Here is a 19,146-nt window from a genome sequence, read left to right as displayed (position 1 = left end):
CGAGTGCTAGGCGCTGACCAGGGCGTATGTCTGCTGAGCGATCTCCAGCTCCTCATCGGTCGGCACCACGGCGACCGCGACCCGGGCGTACTCGGGCGAGATCAGCCGGGGCTCGTCGGACCGTACGGCGTTGAGCGAGGCGTCCACCGCCAGGCCCATCTCCTCCAGGCCCGCGACGGCCGCCTCGCGCACCGGGGCGGCGTTCTCGCCGACGCCCGCGGTGAACGCCACCGCGTCGACCCGGCCGAGCACCGCGCTGTAGGCGCCGATGTACTTCTTCAGCCGGTGGATGTAGATGTCGAAGGCGAGCCGGGCACGCTCGTCGCCCTCGTCGATCCGGCGCCGGATCTCCCGCATGTCGTTGTCGCCGCACAGCCCGATCAGCCCGCTCTTCTTGTTGAGCAGCACATCGACGTCGTCCTCCGACATCCCCGCCACCCGCTTGAGGTGGAAGGTGACCGCCGGGTCGATGTCACCGGAGCGCGTACCCATGACCAGGCCCTCCAAAGGCGTCAGACCCATCGAGGTGTCCACACAGCGGCCGCCGGCCACGGCCGAGGCGGAGGCGCCGTTGCCGAGGTGGAGCACGATGACATTGACCTCGGAGGGGTCCTTGCCCAGCAGCGCCGCGGTCTTGCGGGAGACGTAGGCGTGCGAGGTGCCGTGGAAGCCGTAGCGGCGGATGCGGTGGGCGTCGGCGGTCTCCACGTCGATGGCGTAGCGGGCCGCGTACTCCGGCATCGTGGTGTGGAAGGCGGTGTCGAAGACCGCGACCTGCGGCAGGTCGGGGCGCAGCGCCCGCGCGGTCCTGATCCCGGTGATGTTGGCGGGGTTGTGCAGCGGGGCGACCGGCACCAGCCGCTCGATCTCCTTGAGCACCGCGTCGTCGATCACGGTCGGCTCGGTGAACTTCAGGCCGCCGTGCACCACCCGGTGCCCGATCGCGGCCAGCTCGGGGGAGTCGAGGCCGAGCCCGTCGGCGGCCAGCTCCGCGGCGACGGCCTTCAGCGCGGCCTCGTGGTCGGCTATCGCGCCCTCGGTCTCGCGCTTGGCGCCCCCGGTCGCCAGCGGGGTGTGGGCCAGGCGCGAGGACTCTCCCCCGCGAGCGGGAGGTGCCCCCACGCCGATCCGCTCGACCAGGCCGACGGCGAGCCGGGTGCCGAGGTGCATGTCGAGCAGCTGGTACTTCACCGACGAGGAACCGGAATTGAGGACGAGGACGCGGGTGGCGGTGGCAGTCATGGAGGGCTTTCCGATGGGGTGCGGGGACGGGAGGAGCGGCCGGGTCAGGCGGTGTGGCCGGCGCCGGGGCGGGCGCCCTGCGCCTGGATGGCGGTGATGGCCACGGTGTTGACGATGTCCTGGACCAGGGCGCCGCGCGAGAGGTCGTTGACCGGCTTGCGCAGGCCCTGCAGGACGGGGCCGACGGCGACCGCACCGGCCGAGCGCTGCACGGCCTTGTAGGTGTTGTTGCCGGTGTTGAGGTCGGGGAAGATCAGCACGGTGGCCTTGCCGGCCACGTCGGACTCCGGGAGCTTGGTCTCCGCGACCGCCGCGTCCACCGCCGCGTCGTACTGGATCGGACCCTCGACCAGCAGATCGGGGCGCAGCTCGCGGACGATCTCGGTGGCCTTGCGGACCTTGTCGACGTCCGCGCCGGAGCCGGAGGTGCCGGTGGAGTACGACAGCATCGCGATCCGCGGCTCGACGCCGAACTGGGCGGCGGTGGTGGCCGACTGGATGGCGATGTCCGCCAGCTGCTCGGCGTTCGGGTCCGGGTTGACCGCGCAGTCGCCGTAGACCAGGACGCGGTCGGCCAGGCACATGAAGAACACCGAGGAGACGATCTGGGCGCCCGGCTTGGTCTTGATGATCTCGAAGGCGGGCCGGATGGTGGCGGCCGTGGAGTGCACCGCGCCGGAGACCATGCCGTCGGCCAGCCCCTCCTGGACCATCAGGGTGCCGAAGTAGGAGACGTCCGCGACCACGTCGAAGGCCAGCTCGATGCTGACGCCCTTGTGGGCGCGCAGCTCGGCGTAGCGCTCGGCGAACCGGTCGCGCAGCTCGGAGGTCTGCGGGTCGATGATCTGGGCGCCCGCCAGGTCGATGGCCAGGTCGGCGGCGCGCTTGCGGATCGGCTCCTCCTCGCCCAGCAGCGTCAGATCGCAGACATCGCGGCGCAGCAGCACATCGGCGGCCCGCAGCACCCGCTCCTCGCTCCCCTCCGGGAGGACCACGCGGCGGCGGCCGGAGCGGGAGCGCTCGATCAGCTCGTGCTCGAACATCATCGGCGTGACCCGGCCGGAGCGGGCGACGGAGATGCGGTTCGTCAGCTCCACGGTGTCCACGTGCCGCTCGAACAGGCCGAGCGCGGTCTCCGCCTTGCGCGGCGAGGCGGCGTTCAGCTTGCCCTCGATCGCGAACAGCTCGGCCGCGGTCGGGAAGGAGCCGCCGGGGACGGAGACGACCGGGGTGCCGGGGGCGAGCCGGGCGGCCAGCGCCATGATGTCGGCGCCGGGCTTCTCGTCGAGGGTGAGCAGCACCCCGGCGATCGGCGGGGCGCCGGCGCTGTGCGCGGCCAGCGAGCCGATGACCAGGTCCGCCCGGTCGCCGGGGGTCACCACGAGCGCGCCGGGGGTCAGCGCCTTGAGGAAGGTCGGCAGCATGGCGCCGCCGAAGACGAAGTCCCGGGCGTCCCTGGCCAGGCCCGAATCGTCGCCGAGCAGCACCTCGGCACCGAGGGCGTGCACGATCTGGCCGACGGTCGGCGCGGAGAGCGAGCCGTCCTCGGGGAGCGCGTAGCAGGGCACCGGGAGCCGGGCGGAGAGGCGGTCGACGACCGCCTCGCGGTGCTCGGGGGCGACCCGGTTGACGACCATGGCCACGACGTCGCAGCCCAGCGAGTGGTAGGCCTGGTAGGCGTTGCGGGCCTCGGCGCGCACGGACTCGGCCTCCTGGCCCTGGCCGCCGACGACGGCCAGCACGGCGGCGCCGAACTCGTTGGCGAGCCGTGCGTTGAGGTTCAGCTCGGCCGGGAGGCTGGTGGCCGAATAGTCCGAGCCGAGGACCAGGACGTACTCATAGTCCCTGGCCACGGCGTGAAAGCGGTCGACGAGCCGGGAGACCAGCTCGTCGGTGCCGCGTTCGGCCTGGAGGGCGGCAGCCTCCTCGTAGCGGAGGCCGTACACGGTGTCGGGGGACTGGGTGAGCCGGTAGCGGGCCCGCAGCAGATCGAACAGCCGGTCGGGTCCGTCGTCGTGGATCAGCGGGCGGAAGACCCCCACCCGGTCGACATGGCGGGTCAGCAGTTCCATGACCCCCAGCTCGACGACCTGGCGGCCGTCGCCGCGGTCGATCCCGGTCACGTACACGCTGCGCGTCACGCGTGCTCTCCCATCCCATCGATGGCTACAAGGTCAAATTAAGCCGTTATTGTGGGCTTGCCCCTCTTGACAATACCTGCGTGTGTAGCTAAGTCGCTCTCCCAGTTTCCCTTGCGGAGTCCGTGCGAGGACAGTAAGGGGTGGGGTCTGTGGAGGAGGGGGACGGTCGGCCGGCCCGTGAAACAATCGGACCGGCTCACACGAACCAACAGCGAGCACAGGAGACACAGCACGATGCGTATCGGAGTCCTCACCGCAGGCGGCGACTGTCCTGGCCTGAATGCTGTGATCCGGTCTGTTGTCCACCGCGCCCTCACCGGACACGACGACGAGGTCATCGGCTTCGAGGACGGTTTCAAGGGACTGCTCGAAGGCCGCTACCGCAAGCTCGACCTCGAAGCGGTCAGCGGCATCCTCGCCCGCGGTGGCACCATCCTCGGCTCGTCCCGGCTGGAGCGCAACCGGCTCCGGGAGGCCTGCGAGAAGTCCAAGGACCTCTCCAAGGACTACGGCATCGACGTCCTGATCCCGATCGGCGGCGAGGGCACCCTGACCGCCGCCCGGATGCTCGCGGACGCCGGGATGCCGGTCGTCGGCGTCCCCAAGACCATCGACAACGACATCTCCTCCACCGACCGCACCTTCGGCTTCGACACCGCCGTCGGGGTCGCGACGGAGGCGATCGACCGCCTCAAGACCACCGCGGAGTCGCACCAGCGGGTCATGGTCGTCGAGGTGATGGGACGGCACGCGGGCTGGATCGCGCTGGAGTCCGGCATGGCCGGCGGCGCCCACGGCATCTGTCTGCCCGAGCGTGCCTTCGATGTGAACGACCTGGTCAAGATGGTCGAGGAGCGGTTCGCCCGGGGCAAGAAGTTCGCGGTCGTCTGTGTCGCCGAGGGTGCCCACCCGGCCGAGGAGACCATGGACTACAAGAAGGGCGCCATCGACCAGTTCGGACACGAGCGGTTCACCGGCATCGGCAACCACCTCGCCGTCGAGCTGGAGAAGCGCCTGGGCAAGGAGGCCCGCCCGGTCATCCTCGGCCACGTCCAGCGCGGCGGCACCCCCACCGCGTACGACCGGGTGCTCGCCACCCGCTTCGGCTGGCACGCCGTCGAGGCCGCGCACCGCGGCGACTTCGGCAAGATGACCGCGCTGCGCGGCACCGACATCACGATGGTGCCGCTGCACGAGGCGGTCACCGAGCTCAAGACGGTGCCCGAGTGGCGGATGGACGAGGCCGAGTCGGTCTTCTGAGCCCGCTGCTCCCCGGAAACACCAACGGCTTTCCGGAACACCAACGGCTTCCCGGAAACACCAACGGCGCGCCTGTCCTCTGTCGAGGGCAGGCGCGCCGCCTTGGTGGGGGGTGGCGGTCAGGGGGTCACTGGGCGCCGATGGCCTCCAGCATGTTCAGCCGGGCCGCCCGGCGGGCCGGCCAGAGCGCGGCCAGCATTCCCACGGCCGCCGCGATCAGTACGAACAGCGCGAGCCGGCCCCAGGGCAGCAGCAGCTCGTAGGTGGGCAGGCCCTGGCTGACCAGGTTGCCGGTGGCCCAGGAGCAGAAGATGCCCACCGCGATGCCCAGGCCCGCGCCGAACAGCGCGATGACCACCGACTCCAGCCGGACCATCTGCTTGATGCCGCTGCGGGCCAGGCCGATCGCCCGCAGCATCCCGATCTCGCGGGTCCGCTCGAAGACCGACATGGCGAGGGTGTTGACGACGCCCACCACCGCGATGATGACGGCCATGCCCAGCAGCCCGTAGGAGATGTTGACCACCATGTCGATGCTCCCGGCGTTCTCCTTGCGCAGCTCGGCGTGGTCCTGGACCTTCAGCAGCGGGCTGTCGCCGAGGGCGTGCCGGATCTGCTTCTCCAGCCCCTCCGACGGGCCGTCCTGGGCCTTCACCAGCAGTGTCTCGACCCTCGTCACGAGCTGGTGCGGTGCTGCCAGCGAGGCGGCGCCGATCGAGTCGCCGACCAGCTGGTTGTCCGCGAAGATTCCGACGATCTTGAGCTTCGCCTTCTTCTTGTCGAAGAAGGTGGCGTCCAGGGTGTCGCCGGTGTGCCAGCCCTTCTTCTTGGCCATCTCCTGGGAGACCGCGATGTCGTTGCCTCCAGCGCCCGTCAACGAACCGCTGGTGAAGTCCAGTTGGGCGACCTTGCCGATCGTGCTGAGGTCGGTGCCCATCAGGCCCATGATGGCATCAGGGGTCTCGAAGCCCGTATTGCGCAGCGGAGCCGCCGCCTCGACGCCCGGGATGTCCGCCACCTTCTGCGACAGCTCGGGGTCCAGGCCGGAGGACGTGGTCCCGATCTTGTAGTCGGCCTTCAGTCCCTGGGCCGTCATCTTGTCCATGGCCTGCCCGGCCGAGTTCCCGACGACCGTCATACCGGTGATCAGGGTGAGGCCGATCATCAGCGCCGAAGCGGTTGCCGCCGTACGGCGGGGGTTGCGCAGCGTGTTCTCCTTGGCCAGCTTGCCGCTGATGCCGAAGAGCCGGGTGGTGACGATGCCCGCCAGCGAGACCAGCGGCCGGGACAGCAGCGGCGCGAGGATGATGACGCCGGTCAGCGTCAGCATTCCGCCCACCATCGCGATCGGCAGGTCGTCGCTCTTCTTCAGCGTGGAGACGTAGCACATGGTCGCGATGCCGAGGCCGGTGATGACCGCGCCGAGGGAGTTGCGGAGCACCAGGCTGCGCAGTGCCGGCGGCGCCTCGACGGTGTTGAGCGCCTCCACGGGGGCGATCTTCGCCGCCTTGCGGGACGGCAGCCAGGCGGCCAGTACGGTCACCACGACGCCCACACCGAGCGCGGAGAGCACCGCGGCCGGGCTGATGACGACCGGTCCGGCCGGGAAGCCCGCGCCATTGGCTTCGAGTACCGCCCGCAGACCCACGGCGAGGCCGATGCCCAGCGTGAATCCGACGGCCGACGAGATCAGGCCCAGCAGGGCCGCCTCCGCGAGTACCGAGCGCACGACCTGACGGCGGGAGGCGCCGATCGCGCGCATCAGGGCGATCTCCCGGCTGCGCTGGGAGATCAGCATGGTGAAGGTGTTGGCGATGATGAAGACGCCGACGAACAGGGCGATCCCGGCGAAGATCAGCAGCGTCTGGGTCAGGGCCTTGTTCTGCCCGGCGACCCGCTCGGACTGCTCGGCGGCGAGCTCGGTGCCGCTGGTCGCCGTGGCGCGGTTCTTCGGCAGCACCTCGCGGATCTTGGCGGTCAGCGCCTGCTGGTCGGCGCCGGGCGCGGCACCGATCACCAGTTCGTCGAACTGACCGGGGCGCAGGAACAGCTTCTGCGCGGTGGCGGTGTCGAAGAGCGTCAGGCTGCCGCCCGCGGTCACCTGCGGGTCGTCGGTGGTGACGGTGCCGACCAGCCGCTTCGTCAGCACCGGGCCGTCGGTGGCGAGCCGCACGGAGTCACCGATCTTGTGGCCGGACGCCTTCGCGGTCTTCTCGTCCAGCGCGATCTCGTCGTCGGCGGTCGGTCCGCGGCCCTGCATCAGCGGGTAGCGGGCGTCGTAGCCGTCCTTGTCCGGCTGGAAGTTGGCGGCGAGGTTCTGCCAGTCGTTGCCGAGCGGCACATTGTCCGGGCCGGCGACGGTGGCCGTGCCGATGACGTTGCGGCGTACGGACTGCACGCCGGGCAGCGCGCGGATGGTGTCCGCCAGCTTTTCGTCGACAAGGGTGGTCCGCTTGCCGTCCTTGCCGGTGGCCGGAGTGTTGGCCTGGGCCTGGGCCTGGACGGAGACGGCCACCCCGTCGAGGTTCTTCTCGGACGCCTTCTTGACGGCCGAGCCGACGGTGTCACTGAAGATGAGGGTGCCGGCGACGAAGGCGACGCCGAGCAGGACCGCGAGTGCGGTCATCATCAATCGGGCTTTGTGCGCAAGCACGTTGCGCAGGGCGGTTCGCAGCATGGTGGTGGTGTCAGTCCTGGTCCGGTGGCTCGGGATGAAGGGCAGCGCGGTGGTGCGGTGTGCCGGGCGTCAGCTCGTACGGCCCTTGGCCTCGAAGAGCCGCATCCGGTCCAGGACGGTGTCCGCGGTCGGCTCGTGCAGCTCCTCGACGATATGGCCGTCGGCGAGGAAGACCACCCGGTCCGCATAGCCCGCGGCGACCGGGTCATGAGTGACCATCACGACCGTCTGCTGCATCGCCCGCACCGACTCCCTCAGGAAGCCCAGCACTTCGGCGCCCGAGCGGGAGTCGAGGTTGCCGGTCGGCTCGTCCGCGAAGATGATCTCCGGCTGGGCGGCCAGCGCCCGCGCGACCGCCACCCGCTGTTGCTGGCCGCCGGAGAGCTGGGCCGGCCGGTGCGACAGCCGCCCGGACAGGCCGACCGTCTCGATGACACGGCTGACCCACTCCCGGTCCGGCTTACGGCCCGCGATGTCCATCGGCAGCGTGATGTTCTCCAGCGCGGTCAGCGTCGGCAGCAGGTTGAACGCCTGGAAGATGAAGCCGATCTTGTCCCGGCGCAGCCGCGTCAGCTGCTTGTCGTTCAGCGACGCCAGCTCCACGTCACCGATCCGGGCCGAACCGGAGGAGATCGCGTCCAGCCCGGCCATGCAGTGCATCAGCGTGGACTTGCCGGAGCCGGACGGGCCCATGATCGCGGTGAAGCGGGCCTTCCCGAACTCGACCGAGACGGAGTCCAGCGCGACCACGCGGGTCTCCCCCTGGCCGTAGACCTTGCTCAGATCCGTGGCGCGGGCGGCGACGGCGGCGTCGGCGCGAGCGGGGGCGGGGGAACCGGGGAAACCCGGAAAGGCAGCCGCGTGGGGCACGGGGAACTCCTGGAGAAGGGACGGAAAATGCGATGTCCTCATTCTCGAATGCACAGGTCGGCTCGGGCCTCGGCCGCAAGGACCGAAAGCCGCACCGGCCGGAAGTGCCATGACCGCGCCCGGTGTCATTCTCTGGACGGACGGCCGTCCGCCCTGGGGCCGACGGGGCGTCTCAGGGATGACCCGGGGACCGCGGGGCAGAGGGAGGGGTTTCGTGGGGGTGCCGTTCGCCGGCCCGCGCCCAGAATTCCGCCAGGATGCCGTCGAGAAAGGCACGCCCCGCGCGGCCGGATTCCTCGGCGCTGCCCGAGCCGCTCCAGTTGAGCGTAGCCGTCATGGTCGCCTGATATTCGCTGTGCAGTTCCTGCAGGATGCCCTGGAGCCGCGCCTTGGGCAGCGGGACGACCTTGCCGACCGGCCGCACATAGGCCTGCCATCGGGTGGTGGCGGCGCTGGTCAGCAGGTCGGCCAGTGTCCCGTCCCGGCCGGTGAAGCGGATCAGCGCGGGCAGCGGCAGATCCATCAGCGCGGCGAGCGCCGCCGCCTGCCGGTCGTTGCCGCTCCACTTCCCGCCGGCCTCCAGACGTTCGTACGCGGCCCGGTCCATGCCGATGCGCAGCGCGAGGTCCGCGGTGGCGAGGCCGAGGGCCAGGCGGTATTCGCGCAGGGTGCCCGGGGTGTCGAGCAGATCGCCCGGCGCGCACCACAGGGCGCCGGCCAGCGCGGTCAGTTCGGTTTCCGAAGGGGCGCTCTCCCCCCGTTCCCAGGACGCCACCGTCGCCGGCGATATCGGTATGCCGAAGGCGGCCCGAATTCCGTAGGCGACATGGGCGGGGGTCATCCCGAGGGCCTCGCGCAGCCGGCGGGCGGCCTCGGCATGGAAAGGGGGTCTGCGGGGCTCTCCGGCTTGCGTGTTCACCGGCACACGGTAAGTGACGGCCCGGCTCGGCACCTATCGTGCGGAAACCCAAGCCGGAAAGTCGTAGGAAGCTACTAGGTGGCCGGTTTCCGGTGCGGACCTGCGGACTTTCCGGCCGGGACGGGCCGGATTTCCGCGTGTCTCTCCGTTTCTGCCGTCGCTCAGCCCTTCACCGCGCCACCGAGCGCAAAACCGCCGCCGAGCCGTCGGGAGACAAGGATGTACAGCACCAGGACCGGTGTCGAGTAGAGAATCGAGAATGCCGCGAGTTCGCCGAAGGCGACGGCGCCGTAATTGCCGAAGAAGGTGAAGATGCTCACCGAAGCGGGCAGTTGCTCCGGGGAGAGCAGCAGCATGAAGGGCACGAAGAAATTGCCCCACATCATGAGGAAGGTGTAGACCGCGACGACGGCGACACCGGGCCCCATCAGCGGCAGGATCACCCGCAGCAGGGTCTGCCACCAGGAGGCGCCGTCCGTCCACGCCGCCTCCTCCAGCACTTTCGGGACCCCGTCCATGAAGTTCTTCATCAGCCAGATGGCGAAGGGGAGTTGGGCCGTGGCCAGGAACAGCGCGGTGCCGTACCGGGTGTCGATCAGATCGACCCGTACGAACAGCGCGTAGACCGGCACCATGACCGCGGTGACCGGCAGGCAGGTGGCGAACAGGATCGTCAGCAGGTACGGGCGGGCGAAACGCGAGCGGTGGCGGGACAGCGGATAGGCGGCGAGCGCCGCGCAGACGACCGTGAGCAGGGTCGCGCCCCCGCAGATCAGCAGGCTGTTGAGCATCGGGGTGAAGGTGATCTCGTCGGTCAGCACCGCCGAGAAGTTGTCCGGCGACGGCGACCTCGGCAGCCGCACCCGCAGCGTCGCCTCGGTGTCCAGCGACGACAGCACCAGCCAGACCAGCGGCATCGCGAAGGCCGCGGCGGCGGCCAGCAGCCCGGCATCGGCGGCCAGCCGCCGGCGGGTACCCCGGCTCGGCGTCCGCCGGCGAGCCGCGGGGCGGCGGGGGAGCGGCACGGCTCAGACCTCCTCGCGCAGCAGACGCAGGTAGACCGCCGCGAACAGCGCGCCCACCAGCAGCAACAGCAGCGCCACCGCGGTGCCGTAGCCGATCAGGGACTTCAGGAACGCCTGGTCGTACATGAACACCGGCAGGGTCTGGCTGCGGTTTCCCGGGCCGCCGCGCGTCATCGCCCAGATGAGTCCGAAGACGGAGAGCGTCTGGAGGGTGTTGAGCATCAGGTTGGTGCCGATCGAGCGGCGGATCATCGGCAGCGTGATGTGCCACAGCCGTCGCAGCCCGCCCGCCCCGTCGACCTCGGCGGACTCGGTGACCTCCTGGGGGATCCCGGCGAGCGCCGCGGAGTAGATCAGCATCGAGAAGGCCGTGCCGCGCCAGACATTGGCGAACGACACGGCCAGGATCGGCAGCGTGAACAGCCAGTTCTGGGCGGGCAGATGGAGCAGGTCCAGCAGGGCGTTGAGGGTGCCGCGCCGCGCGAAGAAGGTGTAGAGCACAAAGCCCGCGACGATCTCCGGGAGCACCCAGGCGCAGATCACCGTCGCGCCGGTCAGCGACCGTACGGGCCGCGAGGCGCGGCGCATCAGGCCGGCCAGCACGAGCCCCAGGGTGTTCTGCCCCAGGAGCGAGGAGACGACGGTGAACACCAGGGTCAGCACCACGGCATTGCGGAAGGCCGGATCGCCGAACGCGTGCCGGAAGTTGGCCAGGCCGACGAAGGACGCGGAGGCCTGGCCGGTCAGCTGGGTGTCGGTGAAGGCGATGACCACGCAGTAGCCGATGGGGCCGAGGAGGAAGAGCAGCAGCAGGACGGTGGCCGGGGCGAGCGGCGACCAGCGCAGCAGCCGGGTGCGCACGCGGCCGGCCGGAGCGGCGCCGGGCGTCCGGGCGCGGCCCGCGGTTTCGGCGACGGCGCCGGTCATGGCCTGGCGACGGTCCGGCCGTCGACGAGGGAGGGCAGCGTCGTGTCGTAGTCCTTCGCCGCCTGGTCCGGCGAGGAGTCACCGGAGGTGACCGCCTCCATCGCCTCGCCGATCGCCGAGGCGACCCGGGGGTATGCGGGCAGCGCGGGCCGGTACCGGCTGACCTCGACCAGACCGGTGAAGAAGCCGATGCCGGGCACCGAGGTCCGGTAGCGCGGGTCGGCCGCGACGTCCTTGCGCACCGCGATCTGGGCGCCGCGTACGCACCACTCCAGGGCGTTCGGCTTCGACTGGAAGGTCTTGATCAGCTTCCAGGCCAGCTCGGGCTGCCGCGCCTTCCGCGGTACCGACCAGGTCCAGCCGCCGGCCAGGCTCACCTTGCCGGGCGGGGCGCCGTGCTGGGTGGGGAAGGGGGCCTGGCCGAGCGTGGCCGACCAGGCGGGCCAGGGGTTGCCGCCGCCCGTCTTCTGCCACTGCTGGCTCAGCCACGACCCGTCGAGGTCGATGGCGAGCTTCCCCTCGGGCAGCAGCTCGGCGGCCACCCGGGTCTGGATGTGGGGGCTGAGCGCATCGGAGACATCGGGGCCGAGCTTCTCCCGGTAGACCGTGTCGAGGAAGCGCAGGCTGTCCTTGAAGCCCTGGGTGCCGGTGACCCATTTCTTGCTGCCCGGGTCGTAGAGCTGGTTTCGGCCGGTGCCGTACAGCAGCATTTCGAAGCCCTGCATCACGGCGGCCTCGCCCGCGCCCTTGCCGGTGAAGACGTTCAGCGGGATGACACCGGGGACCCTGCGCCGGACGGTGCGGGCGGCGTCCAGCACCTCGGCCCAGTTCCCGGGCCGCCAGTCGGCCGGCAGCCCGGCCTTCTTGAAGATCTTCTTGTTGAACCACAGCCCGCGGGTGTCCGTGCCGTCCGGGACGCCGTAGGTCCTGCCGTCCTGCGCCCTGGCCGCGGTCTTCGCGGCCGGCGCGAACTGCCGCCAGTCGTCCCAGGTGCGGAGGTGGTCGTCCAGCGGACGCAACAGCCCCGCCGTGATGTCGGAGTTGACCAGGAAGGTGTCCTCGTAGACCACGTCCGGTGCGGTACGCGGGGAGCGCATCATCTGCTGGATCTTGGTGTAGTAGTCGTTCTCCGACGCCTGGACCGGGATCAGCCGGACCTTCTTGCCGGGGTTGTTCTTCTCGAACTGCCGGGCCACGAGGCGGACATAGTCGTCCCGGACGGTGACCTTGCCGTTGGTGTCCTTGATGAAGGCGACCTTGACGGTGTTCTCGTCGCTGCCGGACCCGCCGCCGCAGGCGGTGAGCGTGCCGGCGGCCACGACGGCGGCGGCGAGAAGAATCAGCGGGGCGGTGGGGCGCACGACACGACCTCCAACTAGCCACTGCGGGCTGCCAGCTGAAAGTAGGTCACCGGTCACAGCCGGTCAATGGCCCGACCACCGATAGCGCAATTCGGGCCGGCCGACCTGGCCGTACTGGGGGGCGCGGGCCGCCCGGCCGCTCTCCACGAGATGTTCGAGGTAACGGCGGGCGGTGATCCGGGAGATGCCCACGTCGGCGGCCGCCTCGGTCGCCGTCAGCCCGCTTCCGGCGGCCCGCAGCACATCGGTCACCGCCTGCAGGGTGGCCGCGGTCAGCCCCTTGGGCAGCGCGGCCGGACGCGGTGCGCGCAGTGCGGCGATCGCCCGGTCCACCTCGTCCTGCCCGCTCGCCTCGCCGGTGGCGGCGCGGAACTCCGCATAGCGGGTGAGCCGGTCGCGCAGGGTGGAGAAGGTGAACGGCTTCAGCACGTACTGCACCACGCCCAGCGAGACGCCCTCGCGCACCATGGCCAGATCGCGTGCGGAGGTGACCGCGATGATGTCGGCGGTGTGGCCGGCCGCGCGCAGGGTCCGCACCAGCTGCAGCCCGTGGCCGTCGGGCAGATAGAGGTCGAGCAGCAGCAGATCGACGGCGTGCGTCTCGAGGTGGCGGCGGGCGTCGGTGCCGGAGTGCACCGTGCCGGAGACCGTGAAGCCGGGCACCCGCGACACGTACAGGGCGTGCGCGTCGGCGGCGACCGGATCGTCCTCGACGACGAGGACCCGGATGGCGGAGGGCGTCACCCGGTTCATCCGCGCGCTCCCGGGCAGGCCGCGGTTCTCGTCCCGCTCATGCCGTCGCCCCCGTGCGCAGCGGCAGCCGTACGGTGAACCGCGCGCCGCCGCCGGGCGCCCGGTCCAGGGCGACGGTGCCGCCGTTGCGGCGTACCGCCTGCTGGACCAGGGCCAGTCCCAGACCGCGGCCGCGGGCGGGCGCGGCCGTGCTCTGCTTGGTGCTCCAGCCCCGCCGGAAGATCTCCTCGGCGGCCTCCGCGGACACCCCGGGGCCGGTGTCCGCGACCCGCAGCAACAGCTCGTCGCCGTCCGCCCGCGCGGTGACGCGCACCCGCGGCGGCTCGGTGGCGGTGTGCTCCCGGGTGGGCGCGGCGGCGTCCAGGGCGTTGTCGAGGAGATTGCCCAGCACCGTCACCAGGTCACGGGCCGGCAGGCCGGGCGGCAGCAGCCCGTCGTCGATCCGGCTGTCGGGGGTCAGGGTCAGTTCGACGCCGCGCTCGTTGGCCTGCGCGGCCTTGCCCAGCAGCAGCGCGGCGAGCACCGGCTCGGCGACCGCGCCGACGACCTGATCGGTCAGGGCCTGCGCCAGTTCGAGTTCCGCGGTGGCGAACTCCACGGCCTCCTCGGCCCGCCCCAGTTCGATCAGCGAGACCACGGTGTGCAGCCGGTTGGCGGCCTCATGGGCCTGCGAGCGCAGCGCCTCGGTGAAACCGCGTACCGAGTCCAACTCCCCGGACAGTGCCTGGAGTTCAGTGTGATCGCGCAGCGTGACGACGCTGCCGCGCCGCTCCCCGCCGGACACCGGCGCGGAGTTGACGACCAGCACCCGCTCGCGGGTCAGCTGCAGCTCGTCGACGCGGGGGCCGGGCGCCAGCAGTGCCTCGGTCAGCGGCTCCGGCAGCCCCAGCTCGGTGACCGGGCGGCCCACCGCGTCGTCCGACAGCCCCAGCAGCTCCCGCCCGCCGTCGTTGATCAGGGCGACCCTGCGCCGGCCGTCGAGCATCAACAGCCCCTCGCGTACGGCGTGCAGCGCGGCCTGGTGGTACTCGTGCATCCGGCTGAGCTCCGCCGCGTTCATCCCGTGGGTGTGCCGCCGCAGCCGGGCATTGATCACATACGTCCCCAGGCCGCCGAGCGCCAGCGCCGCCGCGGCCACGCCGACCAGCGCCAGCACCTGGTCGCGCAGCTGCTCGCTGATCGTCTCGATGGTGATCCCGGAGCTGACCAGCGCCGTGATCCGGTCGCCGCGCAAGGGGTCCCGGACCGGTGCGACGACGCGGACGGACGGTCCCAGCACCCCCATGTGCGTCTCGGGGAAGACCTTGCCGTGCAGCGCCGGGCCGATGTGCCCCAGGTACTTCTTGCCGATCGCGGACGGCTCGGGGTGCGTCCAGCGGGTCCCGTCCGGCGCCATCACCACCACGAAGTCGACGCCGGCATCGTGCCGCAGCCGCTCGCTGTACGGCTGCAGGGCGGCGGTCGGGTCCTCGGTGCGCGCCGCGGCCACCACCGCCGGGGAGTCGGCGACGGCGGTGGCCGCCGCGGTCGCCTGCCGCCGCGCGGTCTCCTCCGCCTGCCGGCCGGCGCTGACGTACGCGAAGAGCGCGCAGCCCATGACGACCACCGCCACCAGCACCACCTGCATGGCGAACAGCTGCCCGGCGAGGCTGCGGGGGCCGCGCAGCCGCCGGGAAGGGCGGGGTCGGGGGAGTCGCATGCAGAACAGTCTGCACGGTTACCGCAGAACCGGCTGCACGGTCACTTTTACGTGAACGAAATGTACGCAAGGGTGACGGGCGCCACAGCGACGTGCATAGTCGCCGGGACTTGTTGTGCGAGCGAGCCGCAGATCAGCGCACAGCCGTAGACCGAGGAGGCAGCCGTGTCTGCACAGACCCCGCCGCGTGGGGGCACCACCGAGGAGACCGCGCCGGCGAAGCGCGACCGGACCCACTTCCTCTATATCGCCGTGATCGGCGCGGTGCTGCTCGGCATCGTCGTGGGCTTCGCCGCCCCCGGTGTCGCGGTCCAGCTCAAGCCGCTCGGCACCGGGTTCGTGAACCTGATCAAGATGATGATCTCGCCGGTCATCTTCTGCACCATCGTGCTGGGCGTCGGCTCGGTGCGGAAGGCCGCCAAGGTCGGCGCGGTCGGCGGACTGGCCCTCGGCTACTTCATGGTGATGTCCACCGTCGCCCTGGCCATCGGCCTGGTCGTCGGCAACCTGCTGGACCCCGGGTCCGGCCTCCATCTCACCGAGACCGTCCGGCACGCGGGCCACGCCCAGACCGAGGGCGGCGGGGAATCGCTCCCCGAGTTCCTGCTCGGCATGATCCCCAAGACGCTGGTCTCCGCCTTCACCCAGGGCGAGGTGCTCCAGACGCTGCTGGTGGCGCTGCTGGTCGGCTTCGGGCTGCAGGCGCTGGGGTCGGCGGGCGAGCCGGTGCTGCGCGGTGTCGGACACCTCCAGAAGCTGGTCTTCCGGGTGCTGTCCATGATCATGTGGGCGGCGCCGGTGGGTGCCTTCGGCGCCATCGCGGCGGTGGTCGGCGAGACCGGTCTGGACGCGCTGAAGTCGCTGGCCGTCATCATGGTCGGCTTCTACACCACCTGCCTGCTGTTCGTGATCGTGGTGCTCGGCACGCTGCTCCGGCTGGTCGCCGGGGTCAACATCTTCCTGCTGCTGAAGTACCTCGCCCGGGAGTTCCTGCTGATCCTGTCCACCTCCTCGTCCGAGTCGGCCCTGCCCCGGCTGATCGCGAAGATGGAGCACCTGGGCGTCAGCAAGCCGGTGGTCGGCATCACCGTCCCCACCGGCTACAGCTTCAACCTCGACGGCACCGCCATCTACCTGACGATGTCCTCGCTGTTCGTGGCCGAGGCGATGGGCAAGCCGCTGCCCCTCGGCCAGCAGATCTCGCTGCTGGTGTTCATGGTCATCGCGTCGAAGGGCGCGGCGGGCGTCACCGGCGCGGGCCTGGCGACGCTGGCCGGCGGCCTGCAGTCGCACCGCCCCGAACTCGTCGACGGGGTGGGCCTGATCGTCGGCATCGACCGCTTCATGAGCGAGGCGCGCGCCCTGACCAACTTCGCCGGCAACGCGGTGGCCACCGTGCTGATCGGTACCTGGACCAAGGAGATCGACAAGGACCGGGCGGCGGAGGTGCTGGCCGGCCGGGTGCCGTTCGACGAGAAGACGCTGGTCGACGACGCCACCGCGCAGCCGGCCGCCGCGGAGGTCGTCGCGCCCCGCGAGGGCCACACGGAGAAGTCGTCCGCCACGGTCTGACCCGGAGTGCGGGAGGGGAGAAGGGGCGGGTGCCGGAAACGGCACCCGCCCCTTCGGCGCGACCGGGCGGCGGCTGCCGCGCGACCGGCGCCGCACTCCCCTGTCGGGCCCCTCTGACCTGCGGTTTTCTCGGCCAGGGCCGATTGTCAGTGCCCCCTGACACGATGTGATCGACAGGGTGGACGCGGTCGGCCGGAGCCGGCTGCGCGGGGGTACGAACGAGGAGGAACGGGCCATAGCGACGTCAGGGACGGATCTGTTCGGCGGGGGTGCCGCAGCCGCGGCAGAAGGGTCCGACAGCCATCAGCCGTGAGGTGGTCAGGACGGTCGTAGCCAGAGGGTGGCCAGCGGGGGGAGGACGGTGGAGACGGACGTGGTGCGGCCGTTCCAGGGGGTCGCTTCGGTCGTGAGAGGGCCGGGGTTGGTGATGCCGCTGCCGCCGTAGCGCGCGTCGTCGGTGTTGAGGACCTCGCGCCAGGCGGGGACCGTGCCGGGGACGCCGAGCCGGTAGGCGTGGCGGACGACGGGGGAGAAGTTGGTGACCGAGATCAGCGGGGAGCCGTCGGCGCCGAAGCGCAGGAAGGAGAAGACGTTGTCCTCGCTCGCGCCGCCGTCGATCCAGGAGAAACCGGCCGGGTCGGTGTCGCGTTCCCACAGCGCGGGTGTGACGGCGTAGCGGCGGTTCAGCTCGCGGACGAGGTCGCGTACGCCCCGGTGGTCGGGCTCCGCCTCGTACGACGGGTCGAGCAGCCACCAGTCCGGGCCGTGGCTCTCCGCCCACTCCGCGCCCTGGGCGAACTCCTGCCCCATGAAGAGGAGCTGTTTTCCGGGGTGGGCCCACATGAAGCCGAGGTAGGCCCGGTGGTTGGCGCGCTGCTGCCACCAGTCACCGGGCATCTTCGACACCAGCGCGCGCTTGCCGTGCACCACCTCGTCGTGGGAGATCGGCAGCACATAGTTCTCGGAGTAGGCGTAGATCATGGAGAAGGTCATCTCGCCGTGGTGGTACTTGCGGTGCACCGGCTCCTTGGAGACATAGCCGAGGGAGTCGTGCATCCAGCCCATGTTCCACTTCAGGCCGAAGCCCAGACCGCCGAAGCCGCCGGGCCCGACGTGATGCGTGGCGCGGGTGACGCCGTCCCAGGCCGTGGACTCCTCGGCGATGGTGACGACGCCGGGGCAGCGGCGGTAGACCGTGGCGTTCATCTCCTGGAGGAAGGCGACCGCATCGAGGTTCTCCCGGCCGCCGTGGACGTTCGGGGTCCAGCCGCCGTCCTCGCGTGAGTAGTCGAGGTAGAGCATCGAGGCGACGGCGTCGACCCGCAGGCCGTCGATATGGAACTCCTCGCACCAGTACACGGCGTTGGCGACCAGGAAGTTACGGACCTCGGTGCGGCCGTAGTCGAACTCCAGGGTGCCCCAGTCCGGGTGCGCGGCCCGTGCCGGGTCCTGGGGCTCGTAGAGCGGACGGCCGTCGAACTCCGCCAGTGCCCAGTCGTCGCGCGGGAAGTGCGCCGGCACCCAGTCCATCAGCACGCCGATGCCGGCCCGGTGCAGCGCGTCGATCAGGAACCGGAGGTCGTCCGGGGTGCCCATCCTGGCGGTGGGCGCATAGAACCCGGTCACCTGATAGCCCCACGAGCCGCCGAAGGGGTGCTCGGAGACCGGCATGAACTCGACGTGGGTGAACCCCAAGTCCTTGACGTAGCCGGGCAGTTGGGCCGCGAGCTGACGATAGGTGAGGCCGGGGCGCCAGGAGGGCAGATGCACCTCGTAGACGGAGAACGGCGCCTCGTGCACCGGTCGCTCGCCGCGCCGGGCCATCCAGTCGGCGTCCGTCCAGCGGTAGTGCGAGGCGTCCACGACCGAGGCGTTGGCGGGCGGGCACTCGGTCCGCCGGGCCATCGGATCGGCGCGTACGGTCCGTGAGCCGTCCGGCCGGGTGATCTCGAACTTGTAGAGCTCGCCCTCGCCGATGCCCGGGAGGAAGAGCTCCCAGACACCCGACGAACCCAGCGAGCGCATCGGATGGCCGGTGCCTTCCCAGTAGTTGAAGTCGCCGACGACCCGGACGCCCTGGGCATTGGGCGCCCAGACCGTGAAGCGGGTGCCCCGCACGCCCTGGTGCTCCATGATCCGCGCACCGAGCGCCTGCCACAGCTCCTCGTGCCGGCCCTCGCCGAGCAGATGCAGATCCAGCTCGCCCAGCGCGGGCAGGAAGCGGTAGGGGTCCGGCATCCGCACGGCGTTGTCGCCGTAGTCCACGAGCAGCTCGTAGTCCGGGACGGTGCGCAGCGGCAGCACTCCGGCGAACAGCCCGTCGCCCTCGGCGGGCAGGGTCGCACGCAGCCCCTTCGCCAGGACCGTGACGCCCTTGGCGCAGGGCCGCAGCACCCGGATCAGCAGCCCGCCGCGCACGGGGTGCGCGCCGAGCAGCCCGTGCGGATCGTGATGGGCGCCGCCCAGGAGCCGGCCGCGGTCCTCGTCGGACAGCGGGACGGCGGGCCGGACCCCGTGGCCGGCGGTGCCCGGCGCCGCGCCGGACGACGAGCCGGCGGGCGCGGGCGCCCGGCCGGGCGCCGCCGCCTCCCGGGGAGCGGACGGCCGGGTACGGGCGGGCCCGGTCACGGACCCGGCAGCGGGCCCGGCGAAGGTGCCGCGCGCGGCCACCGCGGAGTCACCGCCCGGCGGCCGGGGCGT

Annotated in this window: 13 protein-coding genes; 2 read left to right on the top strand and 11 right to left on the bottom strand. The window is 71.2% G+C overall.

Annotation, left to right across the window (positions count from 1 at the left end; genetic code table 11):
- Window positions 1-6: 6 nt before the first annotated feature.
- Together Scani_RS03815 and pta are read right to left on the bottom strand one after the other, a co-directional pair.
- On the bottom strand, window positions 7-1,242 hold the full coding sequence (locus tag Scani_RS03815) for an acetate kinase (protein ID WP_159470010.1): 1,236 nt from the start codon (window positions 1,240-1,242) through the stop codon (window positions 7-9).
- A 44-nt stretch (window positions 1,243-1,286) separates the two neighbouring features.
- Window positions 1,287-3,383, bottom strand: a complete 2,097-nt coding sequence (gene pta / locus Scani_RS03810) for a phosphate acetyltransferase (RefSeq protein WP_159470008.1) — start codon at window positions 3,381-3,383, stop codon at window positions 1,287-1,289.
- 234 nt (window positions 3,384-3,617) lie between these two features.
- On the opposite strand from pta, the gene Scani_RS03805 reads away from it, so the two are divergent.
- The gene (locus Scani_RS03805) at window positions 3,618-4,643 is read left to right on the top strand and encodes an ATP-dependent 6-phosphofructokinase (RefSeq protein WP_159470006.1); all 1,026 of its coding nucleotides are present in this window, start codon (window positions 3,618-3,620) and stop codon (window positions 4,641-4,643) included.
- A 127-nt stretch (window positions 4,644-4,770) separates the two neighbouring features.
- Here the strand turns inward: Scani_RS03805 and Scani_RS03800 are convergent, their stop codons facing one another.
- The 8 genes from Scani_RS03800 to Scani_RS03765 all read right to left on the bottom strand — a co-directional run bounded on the left by Scani_RS03800 (window position 4,771) and on the right by Scani_RS03765 (window position 14,874).
- Window positions 4,771-7,320 (bottom strand): ABC transporter permease, encoded by a 2,550-nt coding sequence (locus tag Scani_RS03800; protein WP_159470004.1) that lies wholly within the window; start codon window positions 7,318-7,320, stop codon window positions 4,771-4,773.
- 69 nt (window positions 7,321-7,389) lie between these two features.
- Entirely contained in the window at window positions 7,390-8,190 is an 801-nt protein-coding gene (locus Scani_RS03795) for an ABC transporter ATP-binding protein (RefSeq protein ID WP_159470002.1), read from the bottom strand.
- A gap of 172 nt (window positions 8,191-8,362) precedes the next feature.
- A complete protein-coding gene (locus Scani_RS03790) occupies window positions 8,363-9,115 on the bottom strand; it encodes a helix-turn-helix domain-containing protein (RefSeq protein WP_159470000.1) in 753 nt (250 codons plus the stop codon).
- 155 nt (window positions 9,116-9,270) lie between these two features.
- A complete protein-coding gene (locus tag Scani_RS03785) occupies window positions 9,271-10,134 on the bottom strand; it encodes a carbohydrate ABC transporter permease (protein WP_159469998.1) in 864 nt (287 codons plus the stop codon).
- Window positions 10,135-10,137: 3 nt separating this feature from the next.
- Entirely contained in the window at window positions 10,138-11,061 is a 924-nt protein-coding gene (locus Scani_RS03780) for a carbohydrate ABC transporter permease (protein ID WP_174872606.1), read from the bottom strand.
- Window positions 11,058-12,422 carry an extracellular solute-binding protein gene (locus Scani_RS03775; protein WP_159469996.1) on the bottom strand — a complete coding sequence of 455 codons (1,365 nt, stop codon included), beginning with the start codon at window positions 12,420-12,422 and terminating at the stop codon, window positions 11,058-11,060. Before Scani_RS03775 ends, Scani_RS03780 begins: the two co-directional genes overlap by 4 nt.
- A gap of 63 nt (window positions 12,423-12,485) precedes the next feature.
- Window positions 12,486-13,175 carry a response regulator gene (locus Scani_RS03770; RefSeq protein ID WP_167538019.1) on the bottom strand — a complete coding sequence of 230 codons (690 nt, stop codon included), beginning with the start codon at window positions 13,173-13,175 and terminating at the stop codon, window positions 12,486-12,488.
- A 37-nt stretch (window positions 13,176-13,212) separates the two neighbouring features.
- A complete protein-coding gene (locus Scani_RS03765; RefSeq protein ID WP_159469994.1) occupies window positions 13,213-14,874 on the bottom strand; it encodes a sensor histidine kinase in 1,662 nt (553 codons plus the stop codon).
- Between the two features lie 165 nt (window positions 14,875-15,039).
- On the opposite strand from Scani_RS03765, the gene Scani_RS03760 reads away from it, so the two are divergent.
- The gene (locus Scani_RS03760; RefSeq protein WP_159469992.1) at window positions 15,040-16,446 is read left to right on the top strand and encodes a cation:dicarboxylate symporter family transporter; all 1,407 of its coding nucleotides are present in this window, start codon (window positions 15,040-15,042) and stop codon (window positions 16,444-16,446) included.
- Between the two features lie 318 nt (window positions 16,447-16,764).
- Here the strand turns inward: Scani_RS03760 and glgB are convergent, their stop codons facing one another.
- A complete protein-coding gene (gene glgB, locus Scani_RS03755; protein ID WP_344571092.1) occupies window positions 16,765-18,939 on the bottom strand; it encodes a 1,4-alpha-glucan branching enzyme in 2,175 nt (724 codons plus the stop codon).
- Between the last annotated feature and the right edge of the window lie 207 nt (window positions 18,940-19,146).

The sequence above is a fragment of the Streptomyces caniferus genome (assembly GCF_009811555.1).
GTDB classification, from domain to species: domain Bacteria; phylum Actinomycetota; class Actinomycetes; order Streptomycetales; family Streptomycetaceae; genus Streptomyces; species Streptomyces caniferus.
This window is presented reverse-complemented; position numbering and strand designations above follow the sequence as displayed.